This is a genomic window from Oenococcus alcoholitolerans, assembly GCF_051852995.1.
Taxonomy (GTDB): domain Bacteria; phylum Bacillota; class Bacilli; order Lactobacillales; family Lactobacillaceae; genus Oenococcus; species Oenococcus alcoholitolerans.
Genome location: NZ_CP176042.1, coordinates 697,075 through 718,417 on the forward strand (window position 1 = coordinate 697,075; position 21,343 = coordinate 718,417).

20 protein-coding genes and 1 other RNA gene are annotated in these 21,343 nt (G+C 39.3%); 11 read left to right on the forward strand and 10 right to left on the reverse strand.

Annotated elements, in window-relative coordinates:
- Window positions 1–6 precede the first annotated feature (6 nt).
- Genes fni through mvk form a run of 4 tightly spaced genes read right to left on the reverse strand, consistent with a single transcriptional unit; the run spans window position 7 to window position 3,676 of the window.
- Window positions 7–1,068, reverse strand: coding sequence for a type 2 isopentenyl-diphosphate Delta-isomerase (gene fni, locus ACKP2L_RS04070; protein WP_439426081.1), 1,062 nt, complete (start codon window positions 1,066–1,068; stop codon window positions 7–9).
- Window positions 1,058–1,819 carry a mevalonate kinase family protein gene (locus ACKP2L_RS04075; RefSeq protein WP_439426082.1) on the reverse strand — a complete coding sequence of 254 codons (762 nt, stop codon included), beginning with the start codon at window positions 1,817–1,819 and terminating at the stop codon, window positions 1,058–1,060. The genes fni and ACKP2L_RS04075 overlap by 11 nt, the downstream gene beginning before the upstream one ends.
- Window positions 1,812–2,756, reverse strand: coding sequence for a diphosphomevalonate decarboxylase (gene mvaD / locus ACKP2L_RS04080; protein WP_439426083.1), 945 nt, complete (start codon window positions 2,754–2,756; stop codon window positions 1,812–1,814). Before mvaD ends, ACKP2L_RS04075 begins: the two co-directional genes overlap by 8 nt.
- Entirely contained in the window at window positions 2,756–3,676 is a 921-nt protein-coding gene (mvk, locus tag ACKP2L_RS04085; protein WP_439426084.1) for a mevalonate kinase, read from the reverse strand. The genes mvaD and mvk overlap by 1 nt, the downstream gene beginning before the upstream one ends.
- Window positions 3,677–3,712: 36 nt before the next feature.
- On the opposite strand from mvk, the gene ACKP2L_RS04090 reads away from it, so the two are divergent.
- From ACKP2L_RS04090 to ACKP2L_RS04105, 4 genes are read left to right on the forward strand one after another with little or no spacing between them, the layout of a single operon-like run.
- Complete coding sequence (locus tag ACKP2L_RS04090; RefSeq protein WP_439426085.1) at window positions 3,713–5,161, forward strand: exonuclease domain-containing protein; 1,449 nt, start codon at window positions 3,713–3,715, stop codon at window positions 5,159–5,161.
- Between the two features lie 41 nt (window positions 5,162–5,202).
- Window positions 5,203–5,715, forward strand: coding sequence for a hypothetical protein (locus tag ACKP2L_RS04095; protein WP_439426086.1), 513 nt, complete (start codon window positions 5,203–5,205; stop codon window positions 5,713–5,715).
- A 25-nt stretch (window positions 5,716–5,740) separates the two neighbouring features.
- Window positions 5,741–7,045 (forward strand): asparagine--tRNA ligase, encoded by a 1,305-nt coding sequence (asnS, locus tag ACKP2L_RS04100; protein ID WP_439426087.1) that lies wholly within the window; start codon window positions 5,741–5,743, stop codon window positions 7,043–7,045.
- Window positions 7,046–7,054: 9 nt separating this feature from the next.
- Window positions 7,055–7,831, forward strand: coding sequence for a DnaD domain protein (locus ACKP2L_RS04105; protein ID WP_439426088.1), 777 nt, complete (start codon window positions 7,055–7,057; stop codon window positions 7,829–7,831).
- 41 nt (window positions 7,832–7,872) lie between these two features.
- Here ACKP2L_RS04105 and ACKP2L_RS04110 read toward each other — a convergent pair whose 3' ends face one another.
- Together ACKP2L_RS04110 and recU are read right to left on the reverse strand one after the other, a co-directional pair.
- Window positions 7,873–10,518, reverse strand: coding sequence for a transglycosylase domain-containing protein (locus ACKP2L_RS04110; protein WP_439426089.1), 2,646 nt, complete (start codon window positions 10,516–10,518; stop codon window positions 7,873–7,875).
- On the reverse strand, window positions 10,519–11,112 hold the full coding sequence (gene recU, locus ACKP2L_RS04115; RefSeq protein WP_439426090.1) for a Holliday junction resolvase RecU: 594 nt from the start codon (window positions 11,110–11,112) through the stop codon (window positions 10,519–10,521).
- A 22-nt stretch (window positions 11,113–11,134) separates the two neighbouring features.
- Here recU and ACKP2L_RS04120 point away from each other — a divergent pair, with 22 nt between their 5' ends.
- A complete protein-coding gene (locus tag ACKP2L_RS04120; protein WP_439426091.1) occupies window positions 11,135–11,710 on the forward strand; it encodes a DUF1273 domain-containing protein in 576 nt (191 codons plus the stop codon).
- Window positions 11,711–11,713: 3 nt separating this feature from the next.
- Here ACKP2L_RS04120 and pepF read toward each other — a convergent pair whose 3' ends face one another.
- Window positions 11,714–13,510 (reverse strand): oligoendopeptidase F, encoded by a 1,797-nt coding sequence (gene pepF / locus ACKP2L_RS04125; protein WP_439426092.1) that lies wholly within the window; start codon window positions 13,508–13,510, stop codon window positions 11,714–11,716.
- A gap of 60 nt (window positions 13,511–13,570) precedes the next feature.
- Here pepF and rnpB point away from each other — a divergent pair.
- From rnpB to ACKP2L_RS04145, 4 genes are all read left to right on the forward strand, one after another.
- An RNA gene (gene rnpB, locus ACKP2L_RS04130) (RNase P RNA component class B) lies at window positions 13,571–13,933 on the forward strand.
- Between the two features lie 72 nt (window positions 13,934–14,005).
- Window positions 14,006–15,139 (forward strand): THUMP domain-containing class I SAM-dependent RNA methyltransferase, encoded by a 1,134-nt coding sequence (locus tag ACKP2L_RS04135; RefSeq protein WP_439426093.1) that lies wholly within the window; start codon window positions 14,006–14,008, stop codon window positions 15,137–15,139.
- A 3-nt stretch (window positions 15,140–15,142) separates the two neighbouring features.
- Window positions 15,143–15,541, forward strand: coding sequence for an EbsA family protein (locus ACKP2L_RS04140; RefSeq protein ID WP_439426094.1), 399 nt, complete (start codon window positions 15,143–15,145; stop codon window positions 15,539–15,541).
- 4 nt (window positions 15,542–15,545) lie between these two features.
- On the forward strand, window positions 15,546–16,463 hold the full coding sequence (locus ACKP2L_RS04145; RefSeq protein WP_439426095.1) for an RluA family pseudouridine synthase: 918 nt from the start codon (window positions 15,546–15,548) through the stop codon (window positions 16,461–16,463).
- A 1-nt stretch (window position 16,464) separates the two neighbouring features.
- Here the strand turns inward: ACKP2L_RS04145 and ACKP2L_RS04150 are convergent, their stop codons facing one another.
- Window positions 16,465–18,114, reverse strand: a complete 1,650-nt coding sequence (locus tag ACKP2L_RS04150; RefSeq protein ID WP_439426096.1) for an Rqc2 family fibronectin-binding protein — start codon at window positions 18,112–18,114, stop codon at window positions 16,465–16,467.
- A 99-nt stretch (window positions 18,115–18,213) separates the two neighbouring features.
- Here ACKP2L_RS04150 and ACKP2L_RS04155 point away from each other — a divergent pair, with 99 nt between their 5' ends.
- Window positions 18,214–18,615: a MarR family winged helix-turn-helix transcriptional regulator gene (locus tag ACKP2L_RS04155; RefSeq protein WP_439426097.1), complete on the forward strand. Its 402-nt coding sequence runs from the start codon at window positions 18,214–18,216 to the stop codon at window positions 18,613–18,615.
- Between the two features lies 1 nt (window position 18,616).
- Here the strand turns inward: ACKP2L_RS04155 and ACKP2L_RS04160 are convergent, their stop codons facing one another.
- Window positions 18,617–18,763, reverse strand: coding sequence for a hypothetical protein (locus ACKP2L_RS04160; protein WP_439426098.1), 147 nt, complete (start codon window positions 18,761–18,763; stop codon window positions 18,617–18,619).
- On the reverse strand, window positions 18,764–19,474 hold the full coding sequence (locus tag ACKP2L_RS04165) for a DUF1361 domain-containing protein (RefSeq protein ID WP_439426099.1): 711 nt from the start codon (window positions 19,472–19,474) through the stop codon (window positions 18,764–18,766).
- 36 nt (window positions 19,475–19,510) lie between these two features.
- Between ACKP2L_RS04165 and uvrC the strand changes: the two genes are divergently transcribed.
- A complete protein-coding gene (uvrC, locus tag ACKP2L_RS04170; protein ID WP_439426100.1) occupies window positions 19,511–21,331 on the forward strand; it encodes an excinuclease ABC subunit UvrC in 1,821 nt (606 codons plus the stop codon).
- Window positions 21,332–21,343: the final 12 nt, after the last annotated feature.

The window sequence follows — 21,343 nt, forward strand, 5'->3', positions numbered from 1 at the left end:
CGCAGTTTAAATATCCAATTCTTTTAAACTCCTTAATTCGTCGTTTCCTTTTACTCCATAAATTGCATACAACAAAGGAAGCTGTTTTTGCCAAAGTTTGATCGTATCCTCTAATTTATCTTGATTCAGCATATAGAGGAAAAAACCGGCTACACCGACTAAATGTGCCCCTAAAGCCAAGGAGTTGAATACTTCAAGGCTGCTGCTTATACCGCCGTTAGCGATTATCGGCAAATCAGTCTTAATTTTTTTAGCAGCTCTTAGTGAATTTAATGTGGAAATACCAAGCAAGTGATTGCTAGTTAGGCAGCGGTCGTTTCTGGGATCTTTTGAAATATTATAGGTCCAAAGAGCATCTCGATTGCGCTGTTCTTCAATAGTACCGAAATCTGTCCCGCTGCTTCCGGCAATATTTATGGCGGCGGGGGCAAAGGACGATAATTCTTCGATCGATTTTTCCGACATTCCAAAGCCGACTTCTTTTAGGACTACCGGCAGACCGATTTTTTCAATGATTTTGCTGATATTGCTTTTCCAATTAGTAAAGTCTCGGTCACCATCATTCATAGAAAGTTCTTGGACGGCATTTAAATGTATTTCAAGTGCATCGGCCTCGACCAGATCGACAGCTTGCTTTGCTTCTGATAAATCATGGCCGGCTCCGATATTAGCAAAAATAAAACCGTCTGGATTTTCTTCTCTGACGATCGAAAAACTATTACGAGTTTCCTTTTCTTTTAGAGCGATCGACTCTGAGCCGACAGCCATCGCCAGTTGATATTTTTTGGCAATAGAAGCTAATTTTTGGTTTATTTTATTGGTTTTCTTACTTCCGCCAGTCATCGCTTCGATATAAAAAGGCCATTTAAAATCACAGCCGAACAAATGCTGCGACAGATTTATGTCTGAGACTTTCAAATCGGGGATCAGAGGTCTTTCAAATTGGATCCTGCTAAGATCACTGGTATATGCAGTTTCTTTCATTCGTTTTTTCCACTGCAAAATAGCCAAACTCAAATGTTCATCTTTTCGGTGTGCATGTGCTGATTCTTGATAATTATCGTTCATTTCCAAAATACATATGAAGGTCTAGCGAAATTATTCCGGCCTTTTTCCATTCTGCTTTTATTTTTTCTTCGATTTTTTTATCCCGACAAAAACTGATCACGTTGTCACCGGCCCCGGCCCCTGATATTTTAGCGGCGACACCCATTTTTTTGGCAATTTTAATAGCATTATCTATTTTGCTGGTCATTACGCCCTTTAATAATTCTAGGTTTTGTTCTGCGGCAATGATCTGTTTTTGAAATTCTTGAAAATCCCTATTGACTATTGCTTGGGCCATTGATGAAACGATTTGGTCGGAACGCTCGATAAAACTTTTCTTTAATTTGTTTTCTTCTACCAGCTTGCTTGTAATAGCCGGATGACCGGTCCAGCCGACCAGCAATCTCCATTCGCTTGGGAAAGTTATCCGTTTTGGAAGCGAACCGTTTTGGTAGTACAGCAGACCGCCAAAGGTCGAGGCAGCGACATCGGCACCTGAATTTTTAGGCTGTTTGGTTCTCGAATAATATAAAGCTTTTAAAAATATTTCTTCATCTGACAAATATGAGTTTTCGCTCTTCGTTTTTAAAACAGCATAAGCTCCAGATGATCCCAAACCATATTTTATACCTTGCTTATTAACTAGCTGTGATCTCTCATGCGACAAAAATCTATCGACCGCAAAAACCAAAGCCTTCCTTCCCGGTAATGTGACAGCGTATTCTCCGCTGAGCATCAATTTTCCGGGTATTTTTAAAATTTCTTCACTCATCGATTACTCCCGAACCCGGTTTTGAAATAATGACCCGGCCGAATTTTTCCAACTCTTTTTTTAATTTTAAGGCAGTATCGTTATTTGTTAAAGCTTTTACGTTTGGTCCGGCATCGATAGTAGCGTATATCAAAAAACTTTTTTTTCTCATATTTTGGATAAAGTTGATTATTTCTCGAGTTTGGTCAGTAAAATAATCAAATGGTTTTACACAATTTCGATTTAATTCATGCATTGCCAGTGAATTTTTTTCTGCGATCCGGCCGATCGATTCAAGATCTTTTTTTTGGATCGCGATTTTCATTTCATCAAATTGTTGTTTGCTGTCTGAGACCCATTTCGGATAATCAGGCGAACTTTGCGCCAGCTGCATGCCTGTGCTCGAAGATATTTTTTTAATTTCATTATCAGAAATAATGTCTACGACTCGTATATCGAAATCGACCGGATCTAAAAAACTTTCAGCAAAAGAACTTTGATGATCGCTGCCGGCGTGCCAAATACTAAAACCGCCGAAAATCGACCGGCTTGCAGAACCGGACCCGAGACGGGCTATCGTTGACAGTTCTTGGTCATTAAGATTTAAGCCGTATGCATGGGCTCCAGCTCTTGTCAAAGCGGCAAAAGCGGATGAAGATGATGCGAATCCATTGGAAAAAGGGACGGTATTTCTGCTTTTGATCACAGCAAAATTATTATTACCACTGATTTTTCTTAAATGGTCCATTACTTTGGATACTTTTTTATTTTGCCTCTGTTTCCCTTCGAACAGGAAAAAATCTTCTTTCAAATCGGAATCGATTTTGACCTCTGTTTCTGTAAAAAAGGCATCTAAAGTCAATCCTATCGAAGAAGTAGTCGGTAAATTCCATAAAATATTTTTTTTGCCCCAGTACTTTATCAGGGCAATATTTGTAAAAGCCTTTGCTTTTGCCATTAGATCCTTGAAATCCAAGTTCCGGCTGCCCCGGATTTTTTCAATTCCTGTTCGATTATTTTTGCTTGCGGCAGAGTTTTGCTCAAGGCAACGATACTGCCGCCCAGACCGCCGCCGGTCAATTTAGCACCAAGAGCACCGCTTTGAATAGCTATTTTGTTAAGTCTTTCCAAGTAGGGGGTAGAAACACCGATCTGTGCTAATAATCTTTGATTTTCACTCATCAAACCGCCGAAATCTTCCAAATCCCCAGCGATCAATTCTTTTCTTCCCTGCTCAGCGATCTGACCCATTTCACGAAAATAATCGCCATATTTTTTTCGGTCTTTGGCATAATTGTCTGCAACCAGCTTTACTGCTTGCGAAGTCAATCCTGCAGTGCCGGAATCGGCAACGACGATGTAAGCTTTAGCATCCAGCCTTAAGATGGTCGCGTCTTTATCGGAATCAAAAAATATCGGCCGCTCAGCCATTACTGCAAAAGTGTCGCCACCCGATGATTTGCCATGATTTTTGTTTTCGGCTATCTGTGAGAATTTAAAAATTTCTTGGTCGCTTCCTTTATAATCAAAGTAGTCGAAGACGGCTTTGGTGATCGCTACTGCATAAGCAGCTGAAGAACCCAGTCCTTTTTTTGAAGGGACATTAGATTTTATATTCATTCTAAAGGTAAGATCAGGCTTGCCGAAAAAATTAAGCAGCTCTGTCAACAATGAATATAGACCGCTAAAACGATAGTTTAATTGATACATAGTACCTGAAAAGTTGTCTGATTCGATTATCGTTTTATCGGAATCGGTTATCTCGGCTTTATTATTCAAACTCAAAAGAGGGGTGATAATTGCCGGATATCCATAAACTACCGAATGTTCACCTAATAAATGCGCTTTTGCGTGCGCCTGTCCAAAACCAAAATTCATATAACTTATTGTAGTAAAAAAGGTAAAATTTTGTAGATGGATCAAAAATCAATTTTTGCGATCGTTGACTTGGAGACAACGGCCCCTTTTAAAGAAGGAGGCCATATAATTCAGATCGGGATCTGTTATATTCACAACTGGAAAATAATAAATAATTTTCAAAGTTTCGTTAATCCGGGCGTTAAAATACCAGAAGCTATCGTTGAATTGACGGGAATAACCGATAACGACGTTGCTAAGGCACCTTTTTTTGAAGAAATAGCGCCTTTGGTCAGAAATCAGTTAGCCGGCACTGTTTTTGTTGCACATAATGTTCGTTATGATTTTCCATATTTGAATGGAGAATTTTCAAGGATCGCTGTTCCGAGACTACGCAGCGAATACATCGATACAGTCCAATTAGCTCAGATAGCTTTCCCCACTTTGCCAAGCTATAAACTTGATGAGCTGGTAAATTGTCTGGGCATCAGCCTTCCGAGACATCATCAAGCTGACCAGGACGCAGCTGCGACCGGAAAACTTTTTTTACGGTTATATCGGGAAATATCAGATAAATCTAAGCAGACGCTAAAAAATTTGTCAGCTATATCAGAAGGATTGATCGGAAACACAGGCCAATTTTTTGAATTATGCCGCAGCAAAAAAGAAGCAAAGCGAATCTATAAGGGCATTGATATTTCTGATCTTGATATCAAAGATCCCGATACTTCCAAGCTTCCGGATCATTACCGAGATTTTCAACCGGATTTTGATACGAGTGCTCAAGCTAGTCGATCGGTACTTAGAAAACGTCAATATGAATTTGCTGATATTTTTTCACAAAAGGCCGATAATGAGCATTTTATATCGATTTTTTTACGCCCGCGATTTGGGAAAAGCAACGCTTGTTTATTATTGGCAAGGAAACTATTAGAGCAAAAGAAACGTGTTTTGATCGTTGAAGAAAACGATCATAGACGAAAGATGGTTTTACAAAAGGGGTTGCAATTCTTCCCGGAATTATTCGGCCGGATAGCGATACCTGTAACAAGAAAAGATTTCGTTAATTTAGATAAATTAAAAAATATTCTAAAAATTCCTGACAGTCCTACTCGCCAATTAGCGAAAATGCGCGTCATCAGCTGGTTATCGCAAACAAAAAGCGGCAGCCTATCAGAAATAATCAACGGTTTTCCCGAGTCTCTTTTTGAAATGTTTACCTCCGATGATCCGCAAACGGACATATATAAACGAGTTGCAGAAAAATATTCTTTTCCTGATATCGGCATCACAGATCTATATTCTTTTTCGATAACCAGCAATGAATTAGGGAAAAATTACGATATCATTTTGTTCGATAGCGGTCGGCTTCCATCAGTCTTTTCCCATCGTTTGAGTAATGATCTCTCATCAGCTTTTGTATTGAATCGTGTAGATTTTGATTTAAAAAAATGGTACTCAAGCCGCTCGTTTTCAACGGCAGCCGAATTATTTGAGTCGCTTTGATCAGGAACATGCTGATTGTATTATAATTTTATGGAGGTTTTTTGAAAAATTATTCAAGGATACAATTTGAAAAAAGAGCTAGATCTGCGCATCGAAAAGCAATTTGGATCGGTATTTTTTTAGTCCTTTTATTGATCATCTCTATTTTTTTGTATTCGGTTTTGATACCGGTCAGAAGCGATAGGGCAAGATTTTCCGAATTGGCTTCTCAACATGCAGGCATAGAACACGTTCAAGTTTTCAAAGAATCAAATCGGAATGGAAACTACTATTCTATTCAAGGATCTGCTTCAGATCATCGATCATATTTAGCTGTTTTTGATAGTAAAAGCCATTTAGTCAGAAGAATCAGTGTTGATCAGCGCGTTTCTGACGGTCGTTTGAACAGGATATTCCATCGTTATGATATCGGCAAAGTTTATTCGCTCGCTCCATCGATCTATAAAAAAAGGTTGGTTTTAGAAATGAGTTATCGAGGAAGGAAAAATACGATCAATTTTTTGACGATTGATTATAAGAGCGGAAGAGTTTATCGTCTGATTAGAGGAATTTAATTTATTTTGTAGTCGTGGGGGATTTATGTCTGAAACTAAATTGATAAGAATTGAAGATGCTGCTGATAATGTTGGCCGCGATGTTAAGATCGGCTGCTGGCTGCGTGTAAAGCGCGGCAGCGGCAAGATCGTTTTTCTGCAGCTGCGTGATGGGACTGGTTTTATGCAAGGCGTAGTCGTAAAGCAGGAAGTTGATGCCGATACCTTCGACATTGCTGACCATATGCGTCAGGAGACCAGTTTTTACGCATACGGAAAAATAAATGAAGACTCTCGAAGCAAATTCGGTTATGAATTAGCTGTCTCAAAGATTGAAATAGTCGGCGAATCTGAAGATTATCCGATCACACCGAAAGAACACGGTACAGATTTTCTTTTTGATGAGCGTCATTTATATTTAAGGCACCAAAAACCCTTTGCAACATTGAGGATCCGCGATGAAGTCATTCGGGCGATCTATGATTTTTTCTATCAGGAAGGATTCCTAAAACTGGACTCGCCTGTATTAACAGATTCGGCTCCAGAGGGGACAACAGAACTTTTTCCAGTAAAGTATTTTGATAAACAAGCATACTTGTCGCAAACCGGCCAGCTTTACGCCGAAGCTGGAGCAATGGCTTTTGGTCGCGTCTATGACTTTGGACCGACATTCAGAGCGGAAAAATCGGCTACTAGAAGGCATTTAACTGAATTTTGGATGATAGACGCAGAAATGGCTTGGATGCACCAGGACCAGTCTTTAGCCGTCCAGGAGCGCTTGATCGCTTACTTGATAAAAAGGGTTTTAGATAATCGCCAGTCTGAGTTAAAAATGCTCGGAAGAGATCCTGAAAAATTAGCTGCTTATATCAATCCGCCGTATCCTAAGCTAACTTATGACGAAGCTGTTAAGATCTTACAAAAAAATGGTTTTGATATTGATTGGGGAACTGATTTTGGTTCGCCTGAAGAAACTTTTTTGGCAAAACAATTTAAAACACCGTTTTTCATTACCGGATTTCCTAAGGCGATCAAGGCTTTTTACATGAAAAATTTTCCCGGTAGAGATGATATCGTTGTTTCTGCTGACTTATTAGCACCCGAAGGCTATGGCGAAATCATTGGCGGATCTGAACGAAATGTTGATTATCAGTCGCTAAGACAGAGGATCATCGACCATAAACTGGATCTTGATGAATATAATTGGTACTTAGATTTGCGAAAGTACGGCAGTGTTCCGCATTCAGGCTTTGGTTTGGGTCTGGAAAGGTTCATTCGCTTCGTTACCGGTGAGGAACATATCCGTGAAGCGATACCGTTCCCAAGAACTTTGAATCGTTTGAAGCCTTAAAATATCGATATGGATCCTATTGACGATTTTAAAAATTTTATCAAAGCGGGAAACGCTGAGATACCGATAGCTCTTCTTCGCGATTACCATCGAATCGGTTTGAACAATCAAGAATTATTGCTATTGGTACAATTATATTCTTTTGCTGCTGAAGGCCAGCCGCTTCCCAGCAGTGCCATGATATCCGGCAGGACTAATTTTTCTGAAAAGGACGTTCAAAGGATCATTGACGGTTTGTTGAAGAAAAAAGTTCTCGCTCTTAATAAACATAATGACGGCTATGACTTAAGCAGTATAGCTGTTTATTTGCTGCAAAAAAATCCGGCTTCTGGCGACATCGCTTTAGCAAACAAGAATAATGGCAGTGATGAAAGTTTATCCGGAAAAAAATCGAGGAAGTATTTGTATCGACTTTTTCAACAAGAATTCGGCAGGATGCTGACGCCGCTGGAACTTCAGACCATCAACGAGTGGATAGTAAAAGATGACTTTAATATTGAATTGATATCGGTCGCTTTACAGCAGGCTGTTAATAGTCAGATCCTGAATTTGCGTTATATCGAACATATTCTCCTTAATTGGAAAAAAAGCAATATTAGAACCAAAGATCAAGCTCAAGCGGAGAATTTGAAGCATCGTCAAGAAATGCTTAACTCAAATAATGATTACCAGTTTGATCAAGATTCTGGAAAAATCTCAGATAATCAAAGTAAAAAGAAAAAAATAACCCCATTTAAAATCCCGATGCATAAAATCGGTCAGGATCATGATAAAAAAAGTCATTAAAAAAACCTGCTTTTAAAAGCAGGTTTTTGTTTACTGATTATTTAATTTTGGTTCTGTTGATCAGAACTTGAGCTCTGAGAACTTTGATCGTCGCCATCGCCCCCGCTAGGCGGAGTTGATTCTGCCTGACTGCTTGAAGAACTTTGCGAGTCAGATTGACTGCTGTTTGTTGAAGAACTGCTTGAAATGCTTGGAGCTACTGGCGGAGTCGGGGGAGTCACTATTGCAGAAGAGCTTGATGAGGAACTGCCGCCGCCAATAGATGGCAGACCGCCATTGCTCCATGAAGCGCCTTTGACCTCATACTCGGTCTTACCGTTTCTTGTCACTCTTTGTACCGTGTCCGGCATCGTCCAGTTACTGTTTTCATATCCCTGCTGGGCTGCATAGGACATAAAATCACGATATGCTCTTTCAGGCATTGATGATTCTGATGCATTCGGGATATAGTTGCCGGGTTTGTTCGGTTCGTCATAGCCGACCCAAAAAGATGCTGTCAAAAATTTTGTAAAACCTGTGTACCAGACATCTGATTCGGCACCTTCCGGCTGATTAGCAGCTTCGTCATAACCGACGATCCCTGATTTACCAGCTTGGTATAAGCCCGGTATTTGAGCACCGGGTGCAGATCCGTTGTACATAGGAACTTCTTTAAGCATATCGGTCATCATAAAGGCCGTTGATTCTTTCATTGCCCGAGTTCCGTTCGAACCATAATTATGGGTGACCCCATCTTGAGTCACGATCCTTTCAACGTACTGCGGAGCGTAGTAGGTTCCGCCATTTGAGAAGGCAGAAAAAGCTGCTGCTTCTTGTTCGGTAGAAACATTTATGCCAATCGCCGAAGAGAGGGTCAGATCGTTTGGTTTTGTTGGAATACCTATCCCGGTCAAAAAGTTTGCAGACCTAGTCATACCAACATCGACCAAAGTCCTGATCGCAGGGATATTTCGAGAAATTTTGATCGCCGTTCTCATGGTCATATTTCCCATGAAATTACCATCAAAGTCATGGACAGAAATGTTGGTTCCGGGATAACGATAGGGTGTATCTTGAACCGTTCTATAAGTCGGCCAGTTAAGATCTTCGATCGCCGGTGCATAGTCCACCAAGGGCTTTGCAGTGGAACCTGACGAGCGGTTAGTCTGAGTTGCTCTGTTTAAACTGAACATCTGTTGGATATTACGACCGCCTACTTGAGCAACGACCCGGCCGTTATGCGGATTGACAACCGTTCCGGCCGCTTGGATACCTTGCTGCCATGGGACGCCGGTCTGGCCGTTAAGTACATCATACAGGCGCCTTTGCAGGTTCATATTTATTCCAGTGTATATTTTCAGGCCGTCTTTGGTCGGATCATATCCGAGTCTTCTGACTTCGTTTAGAGCTGAACGAACATAAGCATCGACCATCAGATGAGATGCTGATGAATCTTGAACATGCTGATCCTTTGGGATCAATCCTTGACCGACCGGCTCAGCCATTGCCTGATCAGCTTCTTGCCTTGTTAAATAACCCATAGAAACTTCTCCGGACAGAACCTCATTTCTTCTTGTCCTTAGATTATCTTGATATACATAAGGGTCGTAGAGAACAGGCGAGCGGGGGATACTAGCTAGTATTGCAGTTTGGGAATTATCCAGGTCCGATAATTTTTTGCCAAAATAGTATTGAGCGGCAGTTTTCATTCCGTAAACATTATTTCCCATATTTACTTTATTTATATAAAAAGTCAGGATCTGATTTTTACTGAAATTCCGTTCGACTTTCAAAGCCAGCCAAGCTTCCTGTGCTTTTCTCTTTAGTGTTTGGTCAGAACTTCTTGTTGAAAATACCGACAGTTTAACTAATTGCTGTGTAAGTGTCGAGCCGCCTTGAAGGCCATCTGATTGTCCACCGGTCAACTTTGATCGGACGTTTGAAAGCAAAGCTCCGGCCGTACGATAAAAATCAACTCCATGGTGATGGTAAAAACGCCTATCCTCGATCGAAACGACAGCGTGACGAAGTTTTTCAGGTATTTCTGATTGGTCGGCGTAGTCTCTTTGCTGTTGTGAGAGAGAATAGATCAGGTTTCCTTGCGAATCAAAAAATTGCGTTGAATTTTCAGAAGCGAGTTCTGATTCGGTTATTTTAGGAGCCCCCGCTGCATATGTGAAAAATAGGATCATAGCGGCTAAAGTCGCTACAGCACCGGCAGTTATCAACCAACCGATTATTTTTGCAGCAAGACGCCATTTTCCGCCTTTTTTTGGTCTTTTCTTTCGGTTGCGCGGTCGAGTGGGTTTGATATTGTCTCCTCTTGTTCTTCTGTTTTGATCGGACGATGCTGGTCTGTTAGCAAAATCATTTGATTTTGAACTGAAATCAGCGGGTCTGTTCCTTGAAAAACGGTTATCGTTATTATTTACAGAATAATCATTTTGACGATCGTAACGGCGATCAGGATCCGAGCTGTTTTGCCTTCTCGGTACTGGTCTTTGTGCGTCGTTTCTATGATTTTCTGATCTTTTTCCAAAGCTTATCGGCCGTCTGCCGTTGGTGTCTGGAAACATCCTTTGGGCGTCTTGGCGATCGTAGGGATTGAACTTATTTGCCGGTCTTTGACTATTTTGATTCGGATTATCTATTCTTCCGTCGTAATTGCTGTTTGAAAAATTATTATGATTGTTGTTGTTATCTGACATTTAAATTTTAAAAAAAGTTTTTAAAGCGGGTAAATAATCCAAGCTTGGTATTATTTTACCGTTTATTTTGATTCCTTGCTGACGAACGATTTCGTATTCTATAGATTTGCTTCCGCCTTGCTTAGCTTCTTGCCAAAGTTCGATCAGCTTCGAAGCTGGAAAAATATAATATTCGCTTAAGCTTGTGAAGGCAAGAATAAAAAAACCGATCCCGCCGCAATTAATAACATTCTTAAGATGATCAATTTGGTGCTGATGAAAATTTTTTAAGGGCATGTTAGTTTTGTTTTTCGTTTCCTTAGCATCAAAATCAATGTAGTGCCCGTTAACGACACCATTATAGTCGGTTGTTGAAGGTTTTACATAATAAGCTTCCGTAATTTTTGCCATACTCCGATCGGGATAGTCTACATGTACGACTGTGATCGGTGTTGGTTTTTTGTGTATGACTGCTATTTTCTTGGCCAGATAGTAATGATTAGCTTGGTTTATCATCTCTTCCAGTCCCATGCCGCGTTTGCCGTAATTGATATTTTTTTTTGACTTTTTTTTAGGACTAAAACCAGCTTTTACGCCCTTTGGATAATTAATCATACAACAATTGTAAAATAAAGACATGCAAAAACGTCTTTGGATCACCGGATATCGTGCCTTTGAACTTAATATTTTTTCGGAAAAGGATCCAAAAATTCAAGTTATCAAACGAGCATTAAGGGATAAAATAATTGAAAAAATCGAAAATGAGCAAAGCGAGGACAGTTTTTGGGTCATCAGCGGCGGTCAAATGGGAGTCGAGCAATTTGCCGCTGAAATCGTCTATGATCTAAAAAAAGATTTTCCGCAATTGAAAAATGCCATCATGCTGCCTTTTACAGACTTTTCGAGTAGATGGAATCAGCAGCATCAAGAAGCTTTAGAATTTTTGATCCAACGAGCTGATTTCAGCGATCATGTATTCAATAAAAAGTACAGCAGTCCTTTACAGCTACGCCAATATCAGCGATTTATGTTTGAACATACCGATCAAGCTCTTTTGATATACGATCCGCAGTTCCCGGGTAAAAGCCAGTATGACTACAGTTTTATCCAAGAGCAGCAAAAAAAGCGGGAAGACTATCGTTTAGATCTAGTAGACTTTGACTATTTAACCGACTTAGCACAGGAAATGGAAGAAGAAAAGCGTCCTTGGTGATCATTATATCTGTGAACTATATTCAATTATTTTGTCTACAGTATCAGATAAAAAGGCGATCGTATTTTTTAACGGCTGGTCGCTGCTTACATCGACACCGGCGATTTTTGCAGCCGTGATCGGATCCTTGCTTCCGCCTAATTTGAGAAAATCGATCCAATTTTTTCGTCCTTTTTCCGGATCATTTTTTAAATTGATGAAAGCTTGCGTTGATATAGTCAAACCAGCTGAATAGGTATATGAATAAAGTCCCATGTAATAGTGAGCTTGGCGCATCCAAGTACGGCTGGCATCGTCGTCTATTTCAACAGCATCTCCCCAAAAACGGCTGAGGACCGATTTCATGATCTGATTTAATTTATCTGCATTGAAAGTTTTCCCTTGATCTATCAAACTGTAAACTTCTCTTTGAAAAGCTGCTTCAGTCAAATGGGTAATAAAATTGTGAAAATAAGTGTCGCTCAAACGATGTGCTAAAGCAAAGCGTTTAGTTCGCGGATCATCAGCTCTATTCTCTAAATAATCAGATAGGAGCAATTCGTTGAAAGTCGAAGGTGCTTCTACATAATAAGTGGAAGGTTCGTAGTTGTAAAAACTTTGATACTTTGCCGAAAGTGCCCCTTGGCCTGCATGTCCGATTTCGTGGATCAGAGTATAAACGTCGGATAAACGGTCAGTCCAGCTCATAAGGATAAATGGATGTACACCATATGGGAAAGTCGTGTATCCGCCGGAATCTTTACCAGTATTTGCTGGAAAATCTACCCAGCGGTCTTTTAGAAAAGGTCTGATCGTTTCGATGTATTCCGGGCCAAGTGCTTCAATAGATTTCATCACGAAATTATAACCATCTTCGATAGTTGCCTTAGGATTAAGCGCCGGATCAAGATCGAGTTTCCAATCGGCAAAAGTCATTTTTTTCAGCCCGTTTATTTTTGCTACATGTTTTAAATACTTTTGAGCGACTGGCGAAAAATTATTCATGATCAAATCTATTTGACGATCGAAATAGCTTTTATCTACTTCTTGATCAGCAAGTAAATAATCAAAAACGGAATCGTATCCTCTGAGATCAGCAAGAGTTTTTTCATTGATGACCTGATTTAAATAAGCCGCGGCTGCAGTATTTTCATTGTTCTTAAGTGCTTTTGAGAACGATCGGAATGATTTTTCTCTTATTTTTGGGTCCGGATCGTTTTGATAATAATTTTCATAAGTCACGAAGGAATTTTTATATTTTTTTCCATCGATTTCAAAATCATCCATGTGAAAATCACCGGCACGGAGTTTTGTATATATATCGTAAGGAGTGTTCAAAGCATTTTGAAGATTAGAGAGTGTTTTTTCTACTTTATCTCCAAGATAAGTTTTTCTTCTTAATCTGACTTGACGGATCAATTCGGCATAATCAGGATTTTGACCAATTTTTTCCAAGATATCTGATTTTGCCTTAACTAAAGCATCATCCCAAAAACTCAATTCAACACTAGCTTTTGTGGTGAAATCCTGGGCAGCATGAGCTATTTCGGCAAATTTTTCATTTGAAAAGTCTGAACTTTGCGGCATAAAACCAAAGTTGGCTATCTGCTCGATCTCGATACCGATCTGTTCATATATTTTTAAAGCTTTTTCAAAGTCGTCAAAACTATTGAGATTGCCTTCAAAATTCTTTTTAAATTGATTTATTTGCGAAAGTGAATCGCTGATGGCCCTTAAAAAAGCATTTTCATCAGCAAAAAGGGGGCTGAGATCCCATTTATATTTTTTCGGGAATTCAGATCTTTCCTTTAATTCGACCATATTAACTCTCCTTTTTTATTTTCTGGTGACTAAATAAAACATATTGTATAATATTGGAGGCGGATCGGACAATTACGCGATGAAAGACTCGTGAGGAAGGTCCATGCCCGCCCATTCTGTGATGAATGGAGTGTTTGTACTGAGCCTAATAAGCGAAGGCAGGTATTTACCTGACGGCTGGAAAAAGAGTTAAGGTTTTACAGCTATACTTGAGTATCCTATAAAAGTGCTATAGTGACGAATAACCGGGAAACTGGTGAAGTGAGACGTCGTAAACCCTGCAAGCGGGCAACCCAAACTTTTTGGTAGGGGCGGCTGATCTAGCTAAAAGAAGTAAAGACCAGCACCAGGCGACTGGTAGATAGATGATTGTCGAAAAATGCATCTGCCAAATGCATTTGGAACATAACATGGCCTATAGATCCGCTGGGCAAGCCGCATTTTATGCGGCTTTTTATTTTGCTTTATGGAGTGATTAATTAGTAGAATAAAGCGATGCATAAATTTAATTTAATTGCGACTTGCGGTCAAGGGATCGAATCCATTTTGACCAAAGAACTTAAAAAAATGGGTTACCAGACTGAAACAGAGAATGGTTTTGTTCGTTTCTCAGGTGACCAATCAGATATTCTAAAAACTAATTTATGGCTGAGATCAGCAGATAGAGTGAAGATCTTGGTAGGCGAATTTCATACTCTGCGCTTTGATGATCTGTTCGAATCAGTCAAAAAATTGCCTTGGTCGGAATTTATCGGATGGCAGGACAGCTTTCCAGTTTCCGAGGCACACAGCAGAGATTCGCAGTTGTTCAGCGTACCGGATATACAGCGGATCACCAAAAAGGCGATCGTTGAGTCTCTTCGTTTATCGACCGGACATCAAATATTGCCTGAAGACGGCAAATTATTTGATATCGATATAAGAATAGTTAAAAATAACGTCAGAATAATGATCGATACTAGCGGGGAATCGCTCTTTAAACGAGGGTATCGTACAGAACACGGCGGAGCACCGTTGAAAGAAAATTTCGCTGCTTCATTAGTACTTTTGACAAATTGGTTTTCTGATAATCCTTTTGTCGATCCTGTTTGCGGGTCGGGTACTATTCCGATCGAAGCCGCTATGATCGGTAAGAATTTAGCCCCGGGTATGAACAGAAGGTTTGCGATCGAAGATTGGGATTGGTTCGACAAGAAATTAAGCGACGACCTCAGAGACCAAGCAGATAGTTTGGCTGATTATGACCGTCCTTTAGACATCAGAGGTTATGATATTGATGGCAATATGATCAGAATATCGAAAGAAAATGCGAGGAAAGCCGGGCTTTATAACGATATTCAGTTCAAGCAGCTGGCCGTAAAGGACTGGTCAACCGATCAAAAAAACGGTATTATCGTAGCGAATCCTCCCTATGGTCAGCGTTTGGGTGAAATAGAGCAAGCTCGCGAACTTTATCAACAAATGGGTGCTATCTATAATAAAATGCCGACTTGGAGCAAATATATTCTTACCAGCGATGAAAAGTTTGAAAGCTATTATGGCCAAAAGGCCACCAAAAAAAGAAAACTTTACAATGGCCCTATCAGAACAGATCTGTATCAATTTTGGGGCAGAAAAGAGCGCAGCTGAGCTATGTCCAAGAACCAAAAACGTTTTATCAGTCATTATCAAGATATCTCAACCAAGGGCTTGATCAAATTAAGCTGGCTGGCCATTTTTTTGCTTTTTGTTATCGTTGTCCAACTTGAGGTTTATCGTTTTTCATTTTATTTGCTTATCTTGTGGCTATTATATTTTTTCTTTTTGCTTTTATATATCAGCCGATCAAAATTGATGATCATCGACCAAAATGTTTTCTTACAGAGCTTCTTTTTTAGTGAGGATCAACCAATATATTCCGAAAATATGAAATTGATAAGGATCGGAAAATCAGGTAATTTGATTGAATTTGAATATTCCGGCAAATTTTTTAAATTGTTCGCCGGTAAGAAAACGATCGATAAATTAAAGGAGATCGCTGTAAGCAATTAATTAAATGAATAAAAAAGAAATAAATTTTACTATAGATCCCTCTTCGGCCGGGCAGCGTTTAGATAAAGCGATCGCAAAAATCGTCACGGATTTGTCTCGCAGCCGCATCGATAAATTGGTCGAAAATAAAAAAATCACTGTAAATGATTCGTTGAAAGAAACTAAATATAAAGTGATATCCGGAGACCTGATAAAAATAGTTATCGAGGAGCCGAAACAGCTGTCTTTAAAGGCGGAAAAAATCCCTTTAAACATCGTTTATGAAGATGATGATCTTTTGGTCGTCGATAAGGTCCAGGGAATGGTCGTACATCCTAGTGCCGGTCACCCGGACCACACATTGGTCAATGCTTTGCTGGATCATACGCCGCTTTCCAATATAAATGGCGAGTTCAGACCGGGGATCGTTCACAGGATCGATAAAGATACAAGCGGTTTGCTGATGGTCGCTAAAAACGATTTTGCCCATCGTTTCTTGTCTGAGGATCTAAAATCACATAAAACAAAGCGACAATACATTGCCTTGGTCCATGGAATTTTTTCCGAAAAAAAAGGTATTATAGATGCTCCGATCGCTCGTGATCCAAAAAATAGGCAAAAACAGGCCGTTGTCGCCGGCGGAAGAAGAGCGATAACTCATTTTCAGGTTTTAAAAAAATTTGATAAATATACGCTTTTATCGATTTATTTAGAAACAGGCCGAACCCATCAAATCCGTGTCCATATGGCTTATATCGGTCATCCAGTCGCCGGCGATCCTTTATATGGACCTAAAAAAACTCTGCCGGGCAATGGCCAATATCTTCATGCTGCCAGCCTGGAGCTGGTCCAGCCGAGAAGCCGAAAAAAATTGTTTTTCCAGGCACCGTTGCCGGATTATTTTAAAAATATGATATTAAAGCTAGAAAAAAAGAAGTTCTGATTCAGGCTTCTTTTTTTAATTTATCGATTATATTTTGGTCGGGAGTAACAAAGATCGTTTTTTGCCCCTGGAAAATCACAAAACCCGGTTTGGCGCCATTCGGTTTGCGCAAATGACCAGCTGGAAGATAGTCGACTGGTACATTAGCGGATTTTTTTCCTTTACTAAAGTAGGCGGCTAGCTGAGCGGCTTCCAACAAAGTTTGCTTTGACGGATCGCTGTCATGGATGATAACGTGAGAACCGGGCATTTTTTGGACGTGGAGCCAGATGTCATTTTTTTTCGCTTCTTTAAGACTTAATCGATCATTTTGGTAGTTATTTTTGCCGACTTCGATTCGGGTCCCATCGCTGGAAATAAACAAATCGGGGCGTGCTGCTTGGGTCCTTTTTCGTGCCGGCCGTTTGTTGAACTCTTTGTCTTTCAAATAACCTTCTATAACCAATTCAAGTTTTATTTGGTCAAGGTCTTTGGGCGAAGCGTTGTCTAATTGTTCTTGAATGGAAGAAAAATAATCGATCTCTTGGTTGGCTTTTGATAACTGTTGACGCAAGTAACTGCCTGATTTTTTTAATTTACCATATTTTTTAAAATATTTTTGTGCGTTAGCGTTAGCGGAAATTTTTGGATCAAGATCGATTTTTATTGGTTTGCCGCTGTAATAGTTGTTTAAAGTTACTGAATTTTGGCCGCGTTGAATCTGTTGTTGAAAAGCAGTCAGCAATTCGCCCTTTACTCGAAAATCATCGGCCGTAAGACTTTTTTTCAGATCTTCTTGAATTCTGGATGCTTTTCGTTCATTTTTCTTTAGTTCGTTTTTAACTATTTGGTGTATTTGAGAAGAAAGTTCGCGGACTCGGCTTTGCCTAGCTGTGTTTTGATAGTAATTATCCAATAATTCTGAAAGCGAAGAATATTTTTGCTGCCGGCCTTTCAAAGTAAGGTAAGAAAAGGCAGTAAATTCGGTTTTGCTGTCGTCTGATATGGTCAAAGTCGGATCTGGCTGATTGAATTTTTTTAACCAATTCGTTAAATAGGGAGCAGCAGCAGCTTCGTTTGCCGATTGACGAGAAAATCCTTGATAATGTTCAAGAATTTTTCTTGGATCATCAGAAATAAATTCACTTGAACTAAAGGGATCTGCCTTGCCTTGACTCGGCGGGAATTCGTATTCTGCACCCGGCAAGAGAACCCGCACTCTGTTTTCAAAAGCCGGGACGTGTTTGATCAGTTCGATTATCTTTCGTTTATTATCAAGCAAAAAAATATTGGAGTGCCGGCCCATTATTTCTAAAACCAGCTGAAAAGAAACTTTGTCACCAATTTCATTTGCATTTGCAATATTTAGAACCAGGATCCGGTCATTGCCTACTTGTTGAAAATCAATGATCTTGCCGCCTTGAAGATTTCTTCTTAGGACCATAACGAAATTCGGAGCTGTTATTGGATTTTCAAAATCGGTCTTAGTAATTTGAGCTCTAGACATCACCGGATGTGCCGATAAAAGCAGATTGCGATTTTTTTTAAAAGAACGGACAGTGATGATCAATTCGTTAGGAAAAGGCAGCGCGATTTTGTTTATCCGTCCGCCGGCAAGTTCTTTATTTAATTCATTGACCATCGAATGTAAAAATAAGCCATCAAAAACCATATATCCAGTCTAAAACAAAGTATAGATAATTTCTTGATTTTAAATTGCACAATACAATCTGCTTGTTTATAATTTATTGCATCATACAAAGGTTTTAAAATGACTGCACTGGAGATCCTACGTCAAACTGACAATATCTATATCGAAAAAGTAACTTCGATCATGAAAAGGTTCGGCATGACATACGCTGAACACCGATTGCTTATTTTAGTAGAAGAAGGTTTTAGCACACAAGAAGGGATCTCTAAAAAAACCAACTTGGATACTTCTACTTTGAGTCGACAATTAAAATCAGCTGTTAAAAAAGGATTCTTAAAAAGAACACCGACTGGTAAGGATAAGCGCCAACTTGTCTACTTTTTAACAGAATCAGGGAAAAATAAAAATAATGCAGTCGCAGCCGAGTTGGCTCGGCTGGATCATCTTATCTTTTCTGATTGGAACAGAAATGATCGAGCCTTATTAAACGAGCTGTTGATAAAATTAAAAGAATCTTTTTGATTTATTTTTTATTTTTATTTCCTGGTTCTTTTTTATCTTGTCCAAGGGCTTTTTCACGAGCTTTTTTTGCGTCCTGGTCTTCCGGCATGACAAAATATTTATCTAATTCTTTATAAAGATCATTTTCTTTTTTCTGTATACGCGCCATTCATTTATCCTCGCTTTCCTTAATTTTATCAATTTTTTCATGATCAAAAAGCAAATAAAACAGCCAATAAGCAGCGCCAGTCGTTATAGAAAACAATACGACAAAACCAAAGGTGTGTAAATTTATCACTGATAACATCGTTTTGATCAAATACAAGGGACGTCTGAAAATATCCCAAGAATTAAAACGGGGGAACCTGCCAAGATACATGCCTAATCCGGAAAGGATGCTGACCAGTGCCACAAATATCCAAGAGACAAAACTGTTATATTTCTTTTTAATGATCGAAGACGTTATATAAAGCGACAGCATCCCCATCAATACACCGGTCATAATAGAAAAAGCGGCGAAAAGCAATCCAAACCAGGCTGAACGAAAGGTAGAAATATTCAATCCGTATGAAACTTCAAAAAGATTCAAATGGGCAAGGTCGGTGAACATATACGGAGCATTAGGGAACATTATCAGCCAAAGAAGCCCGATCAAAAAGATGGCTAAGCTGAATTCGCCATTTTTTTCTTTATCTGCCATTTTTTGCATTATCAAGGACAAAAGCATCGGAATCAGAGACAAAAAGATATTCCAAATATAAGCGGACGATAATGGTATATAATCTTCAAAAAATAGGGTAACTATAAAAAGGATAAAATAAGTAAAAGTTAATCCGGCAGCGGCTCGATATTCAGGATTTTTTTTAAAAAAAGAAATCATTAGAATTAATTTTATCTTATTGTTTATAATTTTAACGTGGCTTCAGCTTTAATTGAAAAAAAATTATCTTTATTACCTGACCAACCTGGTTCTTATCAAATGAAAGATAAGAACGGCAAGATAATTTATGTCGGTAAGGCAAAGAATCTGAAAAACAGAGTAAGATCATATTTTAAATCGGAGCATACCGGCAAAACTGCTGAGTTAGTTGCTAATATACACGACTTCGAATTTATTGTCACCAATTCTGATAAAGAGGCTTTTTTATTAGAAAACACTCTGATAAAACGTTATAAACCCTATTTTAATATTCGGCTTAAATTTTCCGGTTCTTATCCTTATATCGAGATCACTAATGAAAAAGATCCGCGTCTTATTTTGGCCAATACTCTAAAAAAAGATCATGGTGAATATTTTGGACCTTATCCAAATGTTTATGCAGCCAGTGCGACACTGGATTTTCTTCATATGGTCTACCCATTACGCCGTTGCAACGGTTATCAAGGCCGTCCATGCTTATATTATTCAATGGGTCAATGTTTGGGTGCTTGCTTTCGACAAGTACCAAAAGCAGAATATCAAAGAAATATCAGAGCGATCGAACGTTTTTTGAACGGCGACACGAAAAAAGCGATTTCTGACATAAGCAAAAAAATGTATGGTGCTTCAGCCAGAATGGAATATGAATTAGCTGCGGATCTAAGAGACCGTTTGAAGTTCATCGATCAAACCGTTGAAAGTCAACGAGTTTTGCAAAATGATCATACGCCCAGAGATTTGTTTAATTATTATATGGATAAAGGGTGGATGACTGTTGAAGTTTTCTTTTTGAGACAAGGCCGGCTATTGCGGCAGCAAAAAGAAACTTTTGCCTTGGTCGATTCTGCAGATGAAGAATTAGAATCATATATTCAACAGTTTTATGGTCAAAAAAATGCTCAAAAACCAAAAGAGATCTTGGTTCCGCAAGGGGTCGATACTAAATTGCTTTCTGAAACTCTTTTGACGCCGGTTAAAGTTCCTAAAAGAGGCGAAAAAAGGGATTTAATGGAATTAGCCGAAAAAAATGCTCGGATAACTTTAGAAGATAAGTTCCGTTTGCTTGAATTAAATGAACAGAAAACGACCGGGGCCATGAAGGAAATAACCGACGTGCTTAAAATACCGGCCGGTCATCGATTCGAAGCCTTTGATCATTCGAGCACACAAGGAAGCAACTACGTCTCGGCGATGGTCGTTTTCGAAGACGGTCTTCCTAATAAAAATTTATACCGGAAATATAAATTAAGGACACCTACAGGTCAAGACGAAGCAAAAGCAACTTACGAAGTGATCAGCCGCCGTTATCGCCGGCTGCGTGATGAAAAAATGATGTACCCTGATCTGATATTGATGGACGGCGGTGAAATACAGCTGCACGCTGCAGAACAAGCATTAAAAGATCTTAATGTAGCGATCCCGGTCGCGGCGATGGTTAAAAACGACCGTCATCAAACAGCCGATCTATTAAATTCTCAAGGTAAACATTTGTTTTTAGACCCGCATTCACAAGGATTTTATCTGCTTCAGCGGATCCAAGACGAAGTTCATCGATTCGTTATAAATTTTCATCGTAAATTAAGGACTAAGACCGGTCTTTCTTCACGGTTAGATGAAATACCGGGAGTCGGTCCCAAATCCAGAGTCAAGCTAATGCGGAGATTTGGTTCGCTGCCGAAAATAGCCGATGCTTCGCTTGAAGATATTTCTGCTTTGGGCATCAACAAAAAAGTGGCAGCTTTAGTCAAACTCTCTGTTTCTGCGATCGTTAAAGCCGAAAAGAAGAATATCAATAATAAAAGAATAGAAAAAGAATAGACCTGTATAATA